Annotated in this window: 14 protein-coding genes; 3 read left to right on the top strand and 11 right to left on the bottom strand. The window is 62.5% G+C overall.

The genetic code is table 11. The features are described 5' to 3' along the window. Positions 1-13: 13 nt before the first annotated feature. The 10 genes from paaD to paaF form a co-directional block, all read right to left on the bottom strand. A complete protein-coding gene (paaD, locus tag SOP85_RS13310) occupies positions 14-547 on the bottom strand; it encodes a 1,2-phenylacetyl-CoA epoxidase subunit PaaD (RefSeq protein ID WP_323627194.1) in 534 nt (177 codons plus the stop codon). After that, positions 534-1295, bottom strand: coding sequence for a 1,2-phenylacetyl-CoA epoxidase subunit PaaC (gene paaC, locus SOP85_RS13305; protein WP_274075479.1), 762 nt, complete (start codon positions 1293-1295; stop codon positions 534-536). The genes paaD and paaC overlap by 14 nt, the downstream gene beginning before the upstream one ends. An 8-nt stretch (positions 1296-1303) precedes the next feature. Then, positions 1304-1585, bottom strand: a complete 282-nt coding sequence (gene paaB, locus SOP85_RS13300) for a 1,2-phenylacetyl-CoA epoxidase subunit PaaB (RefSeq protein WP_007943393.1) — start codon at positions 1583-1585, stop codon at positions 1304-1306. A gap of 171 nt (positions 1586-1756) precedes the next feature. Next, positions 1757-2746, bottom strand: coding sequence for a 1,2-phenylacetyl-CoA epoxidase subunit PaaA (gene paaA / locus SOP85_RS13295; RefSeq protein WP_274075478.1), 990 nt, complete (start codon positions 2744-2746; stop codon positions 1757-1759). Between the two features lie 310 nt (positions 2747-3056). Beyond that, complete coding sequence (gene paaK, locus SOP85_RS13290; RefSeq protein WP_323627190.1) at positions 3057-4382, bottom strand: phenylacetate--CoA ligase PaaK; 1326 nt, start codon at positions 4380-4382, stop codon at positions 3057-3059. A gap of 99 nt (positions 4383-4481) precedes the next feature. Next, positions 4482-5693: a 3-oxoadipyl-CoA thiolase gene (gene pcaF, locus SOP85_RS13285; protein WP_323606868.1), complete on the bottom strand. Its 1212-nt coding sequence runs from the start codon at positions 5691-5693 to the stop codon at positions 4482-4484. Beyond that, complete coding sequence (paaI, locus tag SOP85_RS13280) at positions 5686-6135, bottom strand: hydroxyphenylacetyl-CoA thioesterase PaaI (protein WP_323627189.1); 450 nt, start codon at positions 6133-6135, stop codon at positions 5686-5688. Before paaI ends, pcaF begins: the two co-directional genes overlap by 8 nt. After that, complete coding sequence (paaH, locus tag SOP85_RS13275; protein WP_323627188.1) at positions 6128-7645, bottom strand: 3-hydroxyacyl-CoA dehydrogenase PaaH; 1518 nt, start codon at positions 7643-7645, stop codon at positions 6128-6130. The genes paaI and paaH overlap by 8 nt, the downstream gene beginning before the upstream one ends. Before the next feature lie 3 nt (positions 7646-7648). Further along, a complete protein-coding gene (gene paaG, locus SOP85_RS13270; protein ID WP_274075473.1) occupies positions 7649-8440 on the bottom strand; it encodes a 2-(1,2-epoxy-1,2-dihydrophenyl)acetyl-CoA isomerase PaaG in 792 nt (263 codons plus the stop codon). A 37-nt stretch (positions 8441-8477) separates the two neighbouring features. Beyond that, positions 8478-9251, bottom strand: coding sequence for a 2,3-dehydroadipyl-CoA hydratase PaaF (gene paaF, locus SOP85_RS13265; protein WP_323627187.1), 774 nt, complete (start codon positions 9249-9251; stop codon positions 8478-8480). Positions 9252-9601: 350 nt separating this feature from the next. On the opposite strand from paaF, the gene paaY reads away from it, so the two are divergent. The 3 genes from paaY to feaR all read left to right on the top strand — a co-directional run bounded on the left by paaY (position 9602) and on the right by feaR (position 12244). Beyond that, on the top strand, positions 9602-10192 hold the full coding sequence (gene paaY, locus SOP85_RS13260; RefSeq protein WP_323627185.1) for a phenylacetic acid degradation protein PaaY: 591 nt from the start codon (positions 9602-9604) through the stop codon (positions 10190-10192). Between the two features lie 128 nt (positions 10193-10320). Then, entirely contained in the window at positions 10321-11244 is a 924-nt protein-coding gene (paaX, locus tag SOP85_RS13255; protein WP_274075470.1) for a phenylacetic acid degradation operon negative regulatory protein PaaX, read from the top strand. A gap of 85 nt (positions 11245-11329) precedes the next feature. Then, on the top strand, positions 11330-12244 hold the full coding sequence (feaR, locus tag SOP85_RS13250; RefSeq protein WP_323627184.1) for a transcriptional regulator FeaR: 915 nt from the start codon (positions 11330-11332) through the stop codon (positions 12242-12244). Between the two features lie 132 nt (positions 12245-12376). On the opposite strand, the gene tynA is transcribed toward feaR, so the two are convergent. Continuing rightward, positions 12377-14665 carry a primary-amine oxidase gene (tynA, locus tag SOP85_RS13245; protein WP_323627183.1) on the bottom strand — a complete coding sequence of 763 codons (2289 nt, stop codon included), beginning with the start codon at positions 14663-14665 and terminating at the stop codon, positions 12377-12379. Between the last annotated feature and the right edge of the window lie 20 nt (positions 14666-14685).

The following is a 14685-nucleotide window of genomic DNA, read 5'->3' as shown; positions in this document are numbered from 1 at the left end:
GCCGATTCGCCGCTCAGATGCACTTGAAATAGTCGAACGGTTCCCGGCAATCGACGCAGCGGTACAGCGCCTTGCACGCGGTGGAACCAAACTCGCTGAGCACCTCGGTGTGGGCGCTGCCGCATTGCGGGCAAAGAACCAGCGGGCTCTCGCCTTGCAGGCTGCGTTTGCTGGTGCTGCCTTCGGGCGGCGCGATGCCGTAGGCGCGCAGGCGTTCGCGGCCGCTGGCGCTGATCCAGTCGGTGGTCCAGGCCGGGGTCAATTTGCGCTCAAGTTGCGGCGCCTTGAATCCGGCGAGTTCCAGCGCCTGGCGGATATCGCCCTCGATCACTTCGGTGGCCGGACAGCCGGAGTAGGTCGGCGTGACCACCACGTGAAGGTGGCCGGCCTGCCAATCCAGGTCGCGGACGATGCCGAGGTCGACGACGCTGACCACCGGCACTTCCGGGTCCATGACTTCGGCCAGGATCGCCCACGCAGCGGCCAGGTCGGTCGGTTGAGCCGGCCGGGCGCCGAGGTCGCTGGCGATCAGCTCACCAGGTTGCATCGGGGTACGCTCGTGGCAGGAACTGCATTTCGGCCAGCAGGATGCCCAGGTGTTCGGTGTGCAGGCCCTTGCGTGCGTTCAGATAGAAATAGCTTGGCGCGGCCGGCACGGGCAGGGTGGCGCTGGTGAAGATCTGGTTGACCTTGGCTTGCCACTGGGTGGCGATGCTGGCGATGTCCGGAGTGATGCCGGCTTCGCACAGGCGCAGCTCGCTGTCATCGGCCGCGATCAGTTCCACGGTGAAGCGCCAGACTTCGGGGATGGCCGCGAGCATGCGCTGGTGGCTTTCCTCGGTGCCGTCACCCATGCGCTCGATCCATTCGCCGGAGCGGCGCAGGTGATAGGTCACTTCCTTCACGGCCTTGGCAGCGATCCCGGCAATGCGTTCGTCGCTGGACTGGCTCAGGCCCTGCAACACCGGCAAATGCCAGGCGTCATAGAGGAACTGCTTGAGCATGGTCACCGCGAAGTCGCCGTTGGGTTGTTCCACCAGCAGCAGGTTGCGATAGGCGCGCTCGTCGCGGCGGAACGCCAGGTGATCGGCGTCACGGCCGTCGTCCAGCAGTTCGGCGGCGTAGTCCAGCCAGTTGCGCGCCTGGCCCACCAGGTCGAGGCCGACGTTCATCAGCGCCAACTCTTCTTCCAGCGCTGGCGCCTTGCCGCACCACTGGCACAGGCGCTGGCCCTGGATCAGGGCGCTGTCGCCGAGGCGCAGCAGGTATTCGATCAGATCAGTCTTGTTGTTCATGGTCGACCTCACATGTGCCCGACTTCGGCCGGCAGCTCGTAGAAGCTGGCGTGGCGGTAGACCTTGTCGTCCGACGGATCGAACAGCGGGTCTTTTTCATCCGGCGAAGAAGCGGTGATCAACGCGGAAGGCACCACCCACAGGCTCACGCCTTCGCTGCGACGGGTGTACAGCTCACGCGCGTTCTCGATGGCCATGGTGGTGTCGGCGGCATGCACGCTGCCGACGTGTTTGTGGTTGAGGCCGTGCTTGCTGCGCACGAAGACTTCGAAGAGGGTCCACTCGGACATTTCAATTACTCCACATCTGTTCGGTTTTTTGCTGACGGGGCTGAAGATCAAAAGATCGCAGCCTTCGGCAGCTCCTACATGGGATCACCGGCTCCTGTAGGAGCTGGCGCAGCCTGCGATCGTTTGGCGGCATGGGAGTCGCCGAAGATCAAGATCATCAAACGGGCCGGATCAGGCGGCGTTCTTGTTTTGTTTTTTGCGGGCGTGGGCGACGGCGGCTTCACGAACCCAGGCGCCGTCTTCGATCGCCTTGCGGCGGGTGGCGACGCGTTCGGTGTTGCACGGGCCGTTGCCCTTGAGCACTTCGTAGAATTCGCTCCACTGGATTTCGCCGAAGTCGTAGTGGCCGCGTTCGGCGTTCCACGCAAGGTCCGGATCGGGGCAAGTGCAGCCCAGCAGTTCCAGCTGCGGGATGGTCTGGTCGATGAAGCGCTGGCGCAGTTCGTCGTTGCTCTGGCGCTTGATTTTCCAGGCCATGGACTGCGCGCTGTTCGGCGAGTGTTCGTCGCTCGGGCCGAACATCATCAGCGACGGCCACCACAGGCGGTTGATCGCGTCCTGGACCATGTCTTTTTGCGCCTGGGTACCGTGACGCATCATGGTCAGGAGAATTTCGTAGCCCTGGCGCTGGTGGAAGCTCTCTTCCTTGCAGATGCGCACCATGGCCCGGGAGTAGGGGCCGTAGGAGGTGCGCTGCAGCACCACCTGGTTGACGATCGCCGCGCCATCCACCAGCCAGCCCACCGCGCCCATATCGGCCCAGTTCAGCGTCGGGTAATTGAAGATGCTCGAGTACTTGGCCTTGCCGCTGTGCAGCTTGGCGATTTCTTCATCACGGTCGGCACCCAGGGTTTCCATGGCGCTGTACAGGTACAGGCCGTGACCGGCTTCGTCCTGGATCTTGGCCATCAATTGCAGTTTGCGTTTGAGGCTTGGCGCGCGGGTGACCCAGTTGCCTTCCGGGAGCATGCCGACGATTTCGGAGTGGGCGTGCTGGGAAATCTGCCGGATCAGGGTCTGGCGGTAGGCATCTGGCATCCAGTTCTTCGCTTCGATCTTGATTTCTGAATCGATTTTTTCCTGGAAGGCGCGTTCCTGTTCGGACATCTCCGAGAGGTCTTTTATGCGCTTTACGCCTGTTTCTACGAGCTGTGCGTACATGGGGGGTCTCCCGCCGTGAATCTGTTGAAGGCATGGAGAACTTTATAAGCGATACAGAATTTAATATCAAACATAAAATGACGTGTCGTATTTATTTTTGTATCGCTTTCAGGTTGAGCGGTCCTTCATGAAACACCGTTCCCCTGTAGGAGCTGGCTTGCCAGCGAAAGCGGTGGCTCAGTTGGCAAATTTATCGACTGGACGCATGCCTTCGCTGGCAAGCCAGCTCCTACAGAGAGGGGTGTCTGTTTTTCATGAAAAAAACCCAAAAAAAAGCCCCGCAAAAGCGGGGCCATAAGGGGTGCAGCAGTCATGCTTTAGGGCGTTTGTCCAATACGTGGCAAGCCTTGCCCTCGGAACGCTTGATCGAGTGGAACGGCTGCAACACGATCCGCGAACTGATCCCGATATACGTCTTGATGTGCTTGCTCAACTCCCCGCAAATAGCCTTCTGCTGTTCATCGCTCAGGTGCTGATGTTCGGCCTTCAACTCGACGTGCACGTCCACGCTGTCCAGGTTGCCATTGCGATACAGATGAATCTCATAGCACTCGGCAAGTTGTTTGACTTTGAGCACCTGCTCCTCGATCTGCGTCGGGAACACGTTGACTCCGCGGATGATCAGCATGTCATCGCTGCGCCCGGTGATCTTGTCGATGCGCCGCATCGGCCGCGCCGTACCCGGCAGCAGGCGCGTCAGGTCGCGGGTGCGGTAGCGGATCATCGGCAGGGCTTCTTTACTCAGGGAGGTGAACACCAGTTCGCCCATCTGCCCGTCCGGCAGCACTTCGCCGGTGACCGGGTCGATGATTTCCGGGTAGAAGTGGTCTTCCCAGATCGTCGGGCCATCCTTGGTTTCGGCGCATTCCATCGCCACGCCCGGGCCCATGATTTCCGAGAGGCCGTAAATGTCCAGGGCGGTGATGCCCATGCGCGCCTCGATGGCGCTGCGCAGTTCGGCGGTCCATGGCTCGGCGCCGAAGATGCCCAGGCGCAGGGCCAGCTTGTGCGGGTCGATGCCCTGGCGCTCGATCTCGTCGGCGATGTTGAGCATGTAGGACGGCGTGACCATGATGATGTCCGGCTGGAAATCCTTGATCAACTGCACTTGTTTTTCGGTCTGGCCGCCGGACATCGGGATCACCGTGCAACCCAGGCGTTCGGCTCCGTAGTGGGCGCCGAGGCCGCCGGTGAACAGGCCGTAGCCGTAGGAGATGTGCACCTTGTCGCCACGCCGGCCACCGGCGGCGCGGATCGAGCGCGCCACCACGTTGGCCCAGGTGTCGATGTCATTCTGGGTGTAGCCGACCACCGTCGGTTTGCCGGTGGTGCCGCTGGACGCGTGCAGGCGCACGATGTCGTGCATCGGCACGGCAAACATGCCGTAGGGGTAGTTGTCGCGCAGGTCGGACTTGGTGGTGAAGGGGAATTTCGCCAGGTCGTCGAGGGACTTGATGTCGTCCGGGTGCACGCCCAGCGCATCGAAGCGCTGACGGTACAGCGGCACATTGTTGTAGGCGTGGTTCAGGCTCCAGCGCAGGCGCTCCAGCTGATGCTGGCGCAGCTCGTCGATGCTGGCGGTTTCCAGCGGGTCCAGCACGGGATCAAGCACGGCTTGGGCAATTGGCATGTTCATGTGTTCACTCGAATTGTTTTTGTGTTCCAGCCCCTGCATGCAGGGGCTTTGAGTGCATGCCCCAAGGATACCTCTCGGCTCCCCGGGAATCGCGATTCTTTAGTGGGATAGACGCTCGATGATCAGCGCGATCCCCTGGCCGACGCCGATGCACATGGTGCACAGGGCGTAGCGGCCATTGCGTTCCTCAAGTTCATGCAGGGCGGTGGTGACCAGGCGTGCGCCGCTCATGCCCAACGGGTGGCCCAGGGCGATGGCGCCGCCGTTGGGGTTGACCCGTGGGTCGGTGTCGCTCAAGCCCAGTTCGCGCAGTACGGCCAGGCCTTGGGCGGCAAAGGCTTCGTTGAGCTCGATGACGTCCATGTCCGCCAGGCTCAGGTTGGCCACTTCCAGCACCTTGCGCGTGGCTGGCACCGGGCCGATGCCCATGATGCGCGGTTCGACGCCGGCGGTGGCCATGGCGACAACGCGACCGCGGGCGGTCAGGCCGTGGCGTTTGGCGACTTCCGGGCTTGCCAGCAACAGCGCGCAGGCGCCGTCGTTGACCCCGGAGGCGTTACCGGCGGTGATGCTGCCGCCTTCGCGGAACGGCGTGCCCAGTTTGGCCAGCTGTTCCAGGGTGGTGTCGCCACGCGGATGCTCGTCGTGCTCGACCACTTTGGTCGGGCCTTTGCGCTGGGGAATTTCCACCGCGACGATTTCCCTGGCCAGGCGGCCGTTGGCCTGGGCCGCGGCGGCGCGTTGCTGGCTGCGCAGGGCGAAGGCGTCCTGGTCGGCCCGGGAGATGTTGAACTGTTCGGCGACGTTCTCTGCCGTTTCCGGCATTGAGTCGATGCCGTAGGCCTTTTTCATCAGCGGATTGACGAAACGCCAGCCGATGGTGGTGTCGAAAATTTCCGCAGAGCGGGAAAACGCCTGCTCGGCCTTGCCCATCACCAATGGCGCGCGGGACATCGATTCGACGCCACCGACCAGCATCAACCCGGTTTCGCCGCTGCGAATCGCCCGGGCTGCAGTGCCGATGGCATCCAGCCCGGAGCCGCACAGGCGATTGAGGGTGGTACCCGGCACGTTGACCGGCAACCCGGCCAGCAATGCCGACATGCGCGCGACGTTGCGGTTGTCTTCACCGGCCTGGTTGGCGCAGCCGTAGATCACATCGTCCACGCTGCTCCAGTCGACCTGCGGGTGGCGGCGCAGCAGTTCGCGCAGGGGCACCGCGCCGAGGTCGTCGGCGCGCACGCTGCTCAGGACTCCGGCGTAGCGACCGATCGGGGTGCGGACCGCGTCGATGATCAGGGCGTCATTCATTGGGGGTCTCCTGCGCCAGCACCGAGCCGCGCACTTTGTAGGATTTGCCGTGGAACAGGGCGATTAGCTGGCCCTGCTGGTTTTCGATGCGTACGTCGTAGTTGCCGGTGCGGCCGGAACGGCTTTGCTCGATGCAATCGGCCGTCAGCGTGTCGCCCAGGCGCGCCGGGGCGATGTAGTCGATGCTGCAGCCGATGGCCACCGTGGCTTCGTTGTAGCTGTTGCAGGCAAAGGCGAATGCCGAGTCGGCCAAGGCAAACAGAAAGCCGCCGTGGCAGGTGCCGTGGCCCTGCACCATGTCTGCACGCACGGTCATACCCACACGGGCGCAACCAGGGGCCGCGGACAGTAGACGGATGCCCATCCCCTGGCTGGCGGCGTCACGCTGGAGCAGCGTTTGTGCACAGTTGACGGCCAGGTTCATCGCTTCGTGGTTAGTCATGGAACGTTCTCCCTTCGGCGACCCGACGGCGCAGCAGTAGCGACGGCCGGTAGCGTTCTTCGCCATAGGTGGCTTGCAGGTTGTCCAGCACGGTCAGGATTTGCTCGAGCCCGATGGCGTCGGCCCAGGCCAACGGCCCCTGTGGATAATTGACTCCGGCGCGCATCGCCAGGTCGATGTCGGCCGCCGAGGCCACGCCTTGCAGCAGGGCATCGGCCGCTTCGTTGGCCAGCATCGCCACGGTGCGCAGGACGGCCAGTGCCGGGCTGTCGCTGAGCAGGCTGACCTTGAGGCCGGCGCGTTGCAGCAGGGCGATTCCTTGTTCCAGGGCCAGCGGATCAATGCCCGCCGCATGGCTGATGGCGATGCGTTGGGCCTTGCTGTAATCGAGGGTCAGATCCAGCAGGATCAGGTTGCGCAGTCCGTCTTCCCTGGCGCGGTGACAGGCCATGCGCCCGTCGCTCAAGGCCAGCACCGCGTCACCGACCCGCAGCAAGCCGCGACCATCGCGCTGGATGACGTTGATGCCTTGCTCGCGCAGACGCACAAGCAAGCCTTGGGCGATGCCCAGGTCGCCTTCGGCAATGCACGCTTCGACGGCCGCAGCACTGCTGATCTCGGCGGCGGGCGGACGCTCGGCCCCTTGGACGTAGCTGTAGAATCCCTGGCCGCTTTTACGACCCAGGCGCCCGCCGTCCACCAGCTCTTTCTGGATCAGCGAAGGCAGGAAGCGTGTGTCCTGGTAATAGGCATCGAACACCGAGCAGGTCACGGCATAGTTGACGTCATGGCCGATCAGGTCGGTCAGCTCGAACGCGCCCATGGCAAAGCCGCCGGCCTCGCGCATCAGCGCATCCAGGGTCGCGCAGTCGGCGGCACCTTCCTGGAGCATGCGCAGGCTTTCTGCGTAGAACGGCCGGGCCACGCGGTTGACGATGAAACCCGGGGTGGAGCGGGTGTGCACTGGTTTTTTGCCCCAGGCCTTGGCGGTGTCGTACAGGCACTCGGCCAACGCCGGATCGCTGGCCAGGCCGCAGACCACTTCCACCAGCGGCATGACCGGCGCCGGGTTGAAGAAGTGCAGACCGAGCAGGCGTTGCGGGTGAACGAGTTGCGCGGCGATGCGGGTGATCGACAGCGACGAGGTGTTGCTGGCCAGGATGCAGCGCTCGCCGCAAATCTCTTCCAGCTGGCGGAACAGCGCGCGCTTGACCTCGAGGTTCTCGACGATGGCTTCGATGATCAGCGCGCAATCGGCCAGGGCTTCGATCGCTTCCACGGCGTGCAGGCGTGCAATCGTCGCGCTGCGCGCATCGGCGGACAGCTTGCCGTTCTCGACCCGTTTGCCCAGTTGCCGGTCGATGCCGGCAATGGCCTGGGCGGCAGCGCCGGGGCGATTGTCCAGCAGCAGCACCGGATGCCCGGCCTGCGCCGCGACCTGGGCAATGCCGGCGCCCATGGCACCGGCGCCGATCACCGCGATACGTGCAGAATTGTTCAGTGCGGTCATGACTCAGCGCCCCTTGAAGCTTGGGCTGCGTTTTTCCATGAACGCGCCGACACCTTCGCGATAGTCCTCGCTGCGCCCGGCCAGGCGTTGCAGGTCACGTTCCAGTTCCAGCTGTTCGTCAAAGGTGTTGCTCAGGCTGGCGTTCAGGCTGCGCTTGATCAGCGCCAGGCCGTAGGTCGGCTGGGTGGCCAGGTGTTGCGCCAGTTTCAGGGCTTCATCGCGCAGTTCGGCGTCTTCCACGCAGCGATAGATCAAGCCCCATTGCTCGGCCTGTTCGGCCGTCAAGCGATTGCCGAGCAGGGTCAGTGCCTTGGCGCGGGCCATGCCGACCAGGCGCGGCAGGGTCCAGGTGCCGCCGGAGTCGGGGATCAGGCCGATCTTGCAGAACGCCTGGATGAAGCTGGCCGAACGCGCTGCCAGCACCAGGTCGCAGGCCAGCGGAATGTTCGCGCCGGCACCGGCGGCCACGCCGTTGACCGCGCAGATGACCGGCATCGGCAGGTCGCGCAGCTGGCGGATCAGCGGGTTGTAGAACTTCTCGATGGACTCGCCCAGGTCCGGCACGGCGCTGCCTGGTGCGACATTGCGGTCGCTCAGGTCCTGGCCGGCGCAGAAGCCACGACCTTCGCCGGTCAGCAGCAACACGCGCACGTCGGGGTTCTGCCGCACTTGCTTGAGCGCTTCCTTCACTTCGCCATGCATCTGGGTGTTGAAGCTGTTGAGCTGCTCCGGGCGATTGAGGCTGAGCAGGGCGACGCCGGCCTCGATGGAAAACAGGATGTGTTCGAAGTTCATGGTCTTGGCGCTCTCTTGGCGATCTCGAATTCGGTGATTACTGACCGGTGAAGGTCGGCGTGCGTTTTTCCTGGAAGGCGGCGATGCCTTCGTCGCGGTCGCGGGTGCCGGCCAGCACGGTGAAGGCATGGCGCTCGAAACGCAGGCCGCTGGCCAGGTCCGTGTCCATCGCCTTGAGCAGCGCTTCCTTGGCCAGGCGCACCGCCAGCGGGGCTTTGCCGGCGATGTGGCGGGCGATCTGCAGGGCGCGATCGACGGTGAGTTCCGGCTGGGTAACTTCGCTGACCAGGCCGGCGCGCTGGGCCTGGCGGGCGTCGATCGGCTCACCGGTCAGGACCATTTGCATGGCCATGGACTTGCCGACGGCGCGCAGCAGGCGTTGGGTGCCGCCTGCGCCGGGCATGATCCCGAGATTGATTTCCGGCTGGCCGAAGCGGGCGTCAACACCTGCAATGATGATGTCGGCGTGCATCGCCAGTTCGCAGCCACCGCCGAGGGCGAAGCCGTTGACTGCGGCGATCAGCGGTTTGTTGAAGCGGGTGATGGCCTGCCAGGAGGCCTGGCGCGGGTCGTCGAGGATGCCGACCAGGTCGCGCTCGGCCATTTCCTTGATGTCGGCACCGGCGGCGAAGGCCTTGCGACTACCGGTCAGGACCACGGCACGGGTCTCGGGATCGGCTTGGGCCACGCTCAATTCGTCCGCCAGTTCGCCCAGCAGCTGCGTGTTCAGGGCGTTCAGCGCTTGCGGGCGCTGCAGGGTAATCAGGCGTACGCCAGGCTCGATGAATTCGACGGCAAGGGTTTGAGGCATGGCGGAGGCCCTCACGGTGAACGCTCGGCGGTGATGCCGGCTTGTTATTGGATCGGCCTCAGGGGGCCGGTTTTGCCGGAGTATACCTGCAATGTGATACGCAAAAGCAATACGAAAGTTTGTTTAATGTGTCTTATTGATGTGACGTGAGCTGTGATCGAGTGATGTCGTATCGCTCTGAATGGCGGGGTTTATCCCTATTTTATTGGGTTTAATGGCTGTTTTTGCGCCGCGGCGCAGGTCGTCGGAAAAGCCTCATTCAAGTGATACGCTTTTTTGTCTTTATGAATGTAAAAGAGATATGATACAAAACAAGTCAATATCCGCATCGCTTTGTGAAGGAAGCTGCCATGACCTGCTACAGCCTTGATGGCCTGACCCCGGTGGTTGATCCGAGCGCCTATGTGCATCCGTCCGCCGTGTTGATCGGCGACGTGATCATCGGCCCCCACTGTTATGTAGGGCCGCTGGCCAGCCTGCGGGGCGACTTCGGGCGGATCGTGCTGGAGGAGGGCGCCAACATCCAGGACACCTGCGTGATGCACGGCTTTCCCGACAGCGACACGGTGGTGGAGCGTAACGGTCACATCGGCCACGGCGCGGTGCTGCACGGTTGCCGGATCGGCGCCGATGCGCTGGTGGGGATGAATGCGGTGGTGATGGACAACGCGCGCATCGGCCCGCGGTCCTTCGTTTCGGCGGCGGCCTTCGTCAAGGCCGGCTTCGAATGCCCCGAGCAGTCGCTGGTGATGGGCGCACCGGCCAGCGTCAAGCGCACCTTCAGCGATCAGGAAGTGGCGTGGAAACAGGCGGGGACTCGTGAGTATCAACAGCTGGCCAGGCGGTGCCTGGAACAGATGCAGGTGTGTGAACCGCTGGCGGAGCCAGAGCCGGATCGCCCGCGTATCAGCGACAGCGGCCATCGCCCTAAAGGCGGTTGATTCCCCCGTAGGAGCTGCCGCAGGCTGCGATCTTTTGATGTTGATTTTTGAAAGATCAAGATCAAAAGATCGCAGCCTCCGGCAGCTCCTACCGGTATATTCCTTTTCTTTTTTTGCTCGGTACGCCCATGTCGTCCCTGACACCCTTGAATCACCTGATCACCCGCTTCCAGGAACAGACGCCGATCCGCGCCAGCTCGCTGATCATCACGTTGTACGGTGATGCCATCGAGCCCCATGGCGGTACCGTGTGGCTGGGCAGCCTGATCCAGTTGCTCGAACCGATCGGCATCAACGAACGTCTGATCCGCACCTCGATTTTCCGCCTGACCAAGGAAGGCTGGCTGACCGCCGAAAAGGTCGGTCGGCGCAGTTACTACAGCCTGACCGGCACCGGTCGCCGGCGTTTCGACAAGGCATTCAAGCGGGTCTACAGCACCACGATGCCGGCCTGGGATGGTTCCTGGTGCCTGGTGATGCTGTCGCAACTGACCCAGGACAAGCGCAAACAAGTGCGCGAAGAGCTTGAATGGCAAGGTTTTGGTGCGATATCACCTGTGGTGCTGGCCTGTCCGCGCAGTGATCGCACCGATGTCAACGCCACGCTGCTCGACCTCGGCGCCCAGGAAGAAACCATCGTCTTCGAAACCACCGCCCAGGACGTACTGGCCTCCAAGGCCCTGAGGCTGCAGGTGCGCGAGAGCTGGAACATCGAGGAACTGGCCACCCACTACAGCGAATTCATCCAGCTGTTCCGACCGCTCTGGCAAGCACTTCGCGAGCAGGAGAACCTGCAGCCTTCGGACTGCTTCCTGGCGCGGATCCTGCTTATTCACGAATACCGCAAATTGCTGCTGCGTGACCCGCAACTGCCGGACGAGTTGTTGCCCGGCGATTGGGAAGGACGCGCGGCCCGACAGTTGTGCCGCAACATTTACCGTTTGATCTACGCCAAGGCCGAGGAATGGCTGAACAGTGCACTGGAAACCGCCGACGGCCCGTTGCCGGATGTGGGCGAGAGCTTTTATCGACGCTTTGGCGGGTTGAAATAACCCGTCGAGGGTAAAGGAGAGTCGCTGTTCAGGAGAACCTGTTGATTGACGTAGACAATAAAAACAAGCCTGCGTGAGGCCTGACATGATTTCTACAACTGCACAGCGCCAGGATGGGTTCGATCAGTGGATCCATCAGATCAACCAGATCTGTGGCGCCTTCAACGCACAACCCCTGGGTACCGGCTTTGCGGGCCAGATCCGCGAATACCGCAGCGATGCCCTCAAGCTCAGCTTCGTCGACGCCTGCCAGGCGCGGCTGTACCGCACGCCGCAGGAAGTGGCGGCGGGCGAGGGTGGCAAATACTTTGCGGTGTTCCAGCTCGATGGCACTGCGGGCATGGCCCAGGGCGACGACCGGGTGCTGCTGTCCGCCGGGGACATCACCTTGATCGATGCGGCGCGGCCCAGTGATTTCACCTACAGCGAAAACTCCCGGCAGTTGTCGTTGATCCTGCCGTATCAACTGGTCGAACAGACCCTGCGCTTCAACCAGGTCAAGTGCGGCCACCGCATCGCTGCGTCGTCGCCCATTGCCATGCTCTCCCATCGGCTGATCCTCGACGCCACGCGCCAACAGCATCTGACCCGGCAGGAAAGCGAAGCGACCCTGGAGGCGATCGTCAGTCTGTTGCGCCCGGCCATCAGCCAGACCGACGATTGCACCGATCCGCACGAGCGGACCTTCCGCAAGACCCTGAGCTTCATCGACCAGCACATCCGCTGCGAAGAACTGTGCCCGGAATGGCTGGCGCGGGAAGTCGGCATGTCGACCCGTGGCCTGTACCGGATGTTCGCCAAAAAAGGCCTGGTGGTGGCGCGCTACATCAAGAACCGCCGGCTGGACCTGTGCGCCGAATCCCTGCGCCAATCGCGCAAGGAAGAGAAATTGTCGGTGCTGGGGTATTCGTGGGGTTTTTCCGATTCGAGCTATTTCTCGACGGCATTTAAATCGCGTTTCGGCATAGCGCCGGGGGAGTATCGCAAACAGCATGCGTGATATTTCACTGGCAACGATTATCCATGTGGGAGCGGGCTTGCTCGCGAAGGCGGCGTGTCATTAAACATATACGCCGACTGACACACCGTCTTCGCGAGCAAGCCCGCTCCCACAGGTTTTGCATTCGCATGATTATTTCGGGGAGTTGAGGTTCAGCGTCGGCGTTTCATCGAAGAAATTCCACGGCTTGAGCAGCACATGCACCCATTCGGTCGGCATGATCGGCCATTCTTCGGCCCGGGCGATGTGGGTGGTGCCGGTGGTCAGCCAGACCACGTCGTCGGTGTTCTCGATCGAATGGTTATCCTGGGTGAATTGCCCCAGTCCCGAGTCTTTGTCCGAGCGGTTCGGGTACTTGCCTTCCGGGTACTTTTCCTCCGGGTTGTATTGCGTCACCCACAGCTGTTTGTCCATGAAGCTCAGGCGGTGGTACAGCCATTCATCGGTGCCGAAGTTGGCGCCCTTGGCCACCGGGTGCGTGCCACCGGCATAGGGAATCAGCTGGTAGGACACCGGGTTGCCGACCTTGTTTTCCTTGCTGAAGTTGGTCAGCAGGCGCACGGTCGATGGGTCGAATTTCTGCGCCGCTTGCTGCTCGGTGCTGACCACGCGGGTTTCGGTCTGCATGGTGCTGGTACGCGGGCCGCCTCGGTCGTTGGGCAGCACTACCGGGTTCACCTCTACCAGGGAGTTTTGCTCGCCGTCCACGTCCATGTCGAGGCGGAAGTTATAGATGTGCTGGTGCGTGGTGCCGACGATGTTGTGGTCCAGCAAGGTGCCATAGCGCGTGTCTTCCTTGGCGGTGTCTTCGTGCATGGTCCTGGATTTCACGCCCTTGACCGCTTCGATGCCGGTGGCGCCGGCATCGATGCCGATGGTGCCGTTCTGCTGGAAGACCCAGTCGAAGATGTAGTCGTAGTTGCCGACGGTGCTGATCCAGCGCACCACCAGTTCGCGCCGCTCGGTGCTGAGGTTGGGCTGGCCCATTTCCTGGTGTTTGTATTCCGGCCCGGCGTAGCGCTCGAACACCGCCATGGCTCGCGGGATCGCGGTCGGTGCACCGGTGTAGTCGGCGATCGTGGCGTCCAGCAGCACGGCGTTTTCCGGGGCGTCTTTACCGCGGGCGATTGGCGAGGTCAGGGTGCCCATGCCGTAGTCGCCCGAGTCGAGGTAGGCCTTGAAGTACCAGCCGACGTCCGGGTCGCCGTAAGGCACGATCATGCCGCCCAGGGAGCCTTCGTACATGACCTTGCGCTTCTTGCCCTGGTCGTCATAGGTGACCGTGGACAGGATCGGGCCGACCCGCGAATCGAGGCGAACGTGGAAATCCCAGTTCTGCCAGTGAATGCTGTTGCCGGTGATGGTGTAGTTCTTGCCTTCGGGTTCGATGATTTCCAGCGGCTTGACCGCTACGCCCTTGCGCCCGCGTCCGTCGTAGGGCGTCGGTTTCATCGGCACCGGAATCAGCGCTTCGTCTTCGATCTTGATGAGCTTTTTCTGCTCCAGATCGACAATCGCCACCAGGCCCTCGATCGGGTGCGCCCAATAGTTGCCGTCATCGACGTTGAGGTAGCTGACGATCTTCAGCAGGCGCTTGTCCTGGGCCAGACCGTCCTTGCCGTCGAAGTAACCGACGGTCAGCGGCGTCGCGACGACCTTCTTCACATCGTTGATGCCGCGCTTGGCCAAGGCTTGCGCGTATTCGGGGCTGGTCTCGACTGCGGTCTGCACCGTGGCGAAATCATCCAGCAGCACCATGCCGTGAGCGCCTTCGATCGGCTTCCATGAGTTGAGCGTCTTGCTGTCTAGATCCACCAGCGCTTCGATCACATGCTTGCCGTCGAGCACCACGATAGTGGCCTGGCGCGGCTGGGTGACGTTTTGCCCGGTGAAGACGAAGTTCCACACCTGATCTTTCGGCGGTTCCTTGACCGATACTTCGGTGAAGCGAAAACCTGGCTTGTAGTGTTCCGATTGCTTGACGATGTCCACCGCCGTGGTGATTTCAGCCGCACTCAGGGGGTTGAGCGGGTTGGGACGGGTTTCGACGACGAAGGTCGTGTCCAGGCCGGACTGGAAGACCTGGTTGATGAAGTCCTTGGACATGTACGCGGTCTTGCCCTTGAACACCACGGGCACTGTCAGCTCCATGCGCTTGCCGTTGAGCATGGCCACTTTACTGTCCGGCTTGACCTTGAGATAGACGCCGTCCTTGGCAATGGTGAACAGGTTCGAGTAGTCGTCCCATTTGACGGTGGCACCAAATTCCTCGAGACCCGCTTGCAGCGGCACCATTTCGGCGTGGCCACCGTGGGCCTGGGCAGTGCCCATGCACAAAGGCAGGCCGAGGACACTCAGGGAAATGGCCAGGGCGAGCCGGGCAAGCGGTGATCTTTTGGGCGATGCTTTGGCGCTGGACATGGGTGCATTCCTGGAGAAAA

The organism is Pseudomonas sp. YuFO20, assembly GCF_035064975.1.
GTDB lineage: Bacteria > Pseudomonadota > Gammaproteobacteria > Pseudomonadales > Pseudomonadaceae > Aquipseudomonas > Aquipseudomonas putida_AE.
The sequence above is the reverse complement of the archived record's forward strand: the minus strand, read 5'-3'. Positions and strand labels throughout refer to the sequence as shown.

Bases quoted from the DNA above. Each gene is read 5' to 3' on its own strand.
- pcaF (WP_323606868.1), bottom strand. From the start codon at position 5,693: ATGAATGACGCCCTGATCATCGACGCGGTCCGCACCCCGATCGGTCGC.
- paaC (WP_274075479.1), bottom strand. From the start codon at position 1,295: ATGAACAACAAGACTGATCTGATCGAATACCTGCTGCGCCTCGGCGAC.
- paaB (WP_007943393.1), bottom strand. From the start codon at position 1,585: ATGTCCGAGTGGACCCTCTTCGAAGTCTTCGTGCGCAGCAAGCACGGC.
- paaF (WP_323627187.1), bottom strand. From the start codon at position 9,251: ATGCCTCAAACCCTTGCCGTCGAATTCATCGAGCCTGGCGTACGCCTG.
- paaD (WP_323627194.1), bottom strand. From the start codon at position 547: ATGCAACCTGGTGAGCTGATCGCCAGCGACCTCGGCGCCCGGCCGGCT.
- tynA (WP_323627183.1), bottom strand. From the start codon at position 14,665: ATGTCCAGCGCCAAAGCATCGCCCAAAAGATCACCGCTTGCCCGGCTC.
- feaR (WP_323627184.1), top strand. From the start codon at position 11,330: ATGATTTCTACAACTGCACAGCGCCAGGATGGGTTCGATCAGTGGATC.
- paaX (WP_274075470.1), top strand. From the start codon at position 10,321: ATGTCGTCCCTGACACCCTTGAATCACCTGATCACCCGCTTCCAGGAA.
- paaK (WP_323627190.1), bottom strand. From the start codon at position 4,382: ATGAACATGCCAATTGCCCAAGCCGTGCTTGATCCCGTGCTGGACCCG.
- paaG (WP_274075473.1), bottom strand. From the start codon at position 8,440: ATGAACTTCGAACACATCCTGTTTTCCATCGAGGCCGGCGTCGCCCTG.
- paaI (WP_323627189.1), bottom strand. From the start codon at position 6,135: ATGACTAACCACGAAGCGATGAACCTGGCCGTCAACTGTGCACAAACG.
- paaA (WP_274075478.1), bottom strand. From the start codon at position 2,746: ATGTACGCACAGCTCGTAGAAACAGGCGTAAAGCGCATAAAAGACCTC.
- paaH (WP_323627188.1), bottom strand. From the start codon at position 7,645: ATGACCGCACTGAACAATTCTGCACGTATCGCGGTGATCGGCGCCGGT.
- paaY (WP_323627185.1), top strand. From the start codon at position 9,602: ATGACCTGCTACAGCCTTGATGGCCTGACCCCGGTGGTTGATCCGAGC.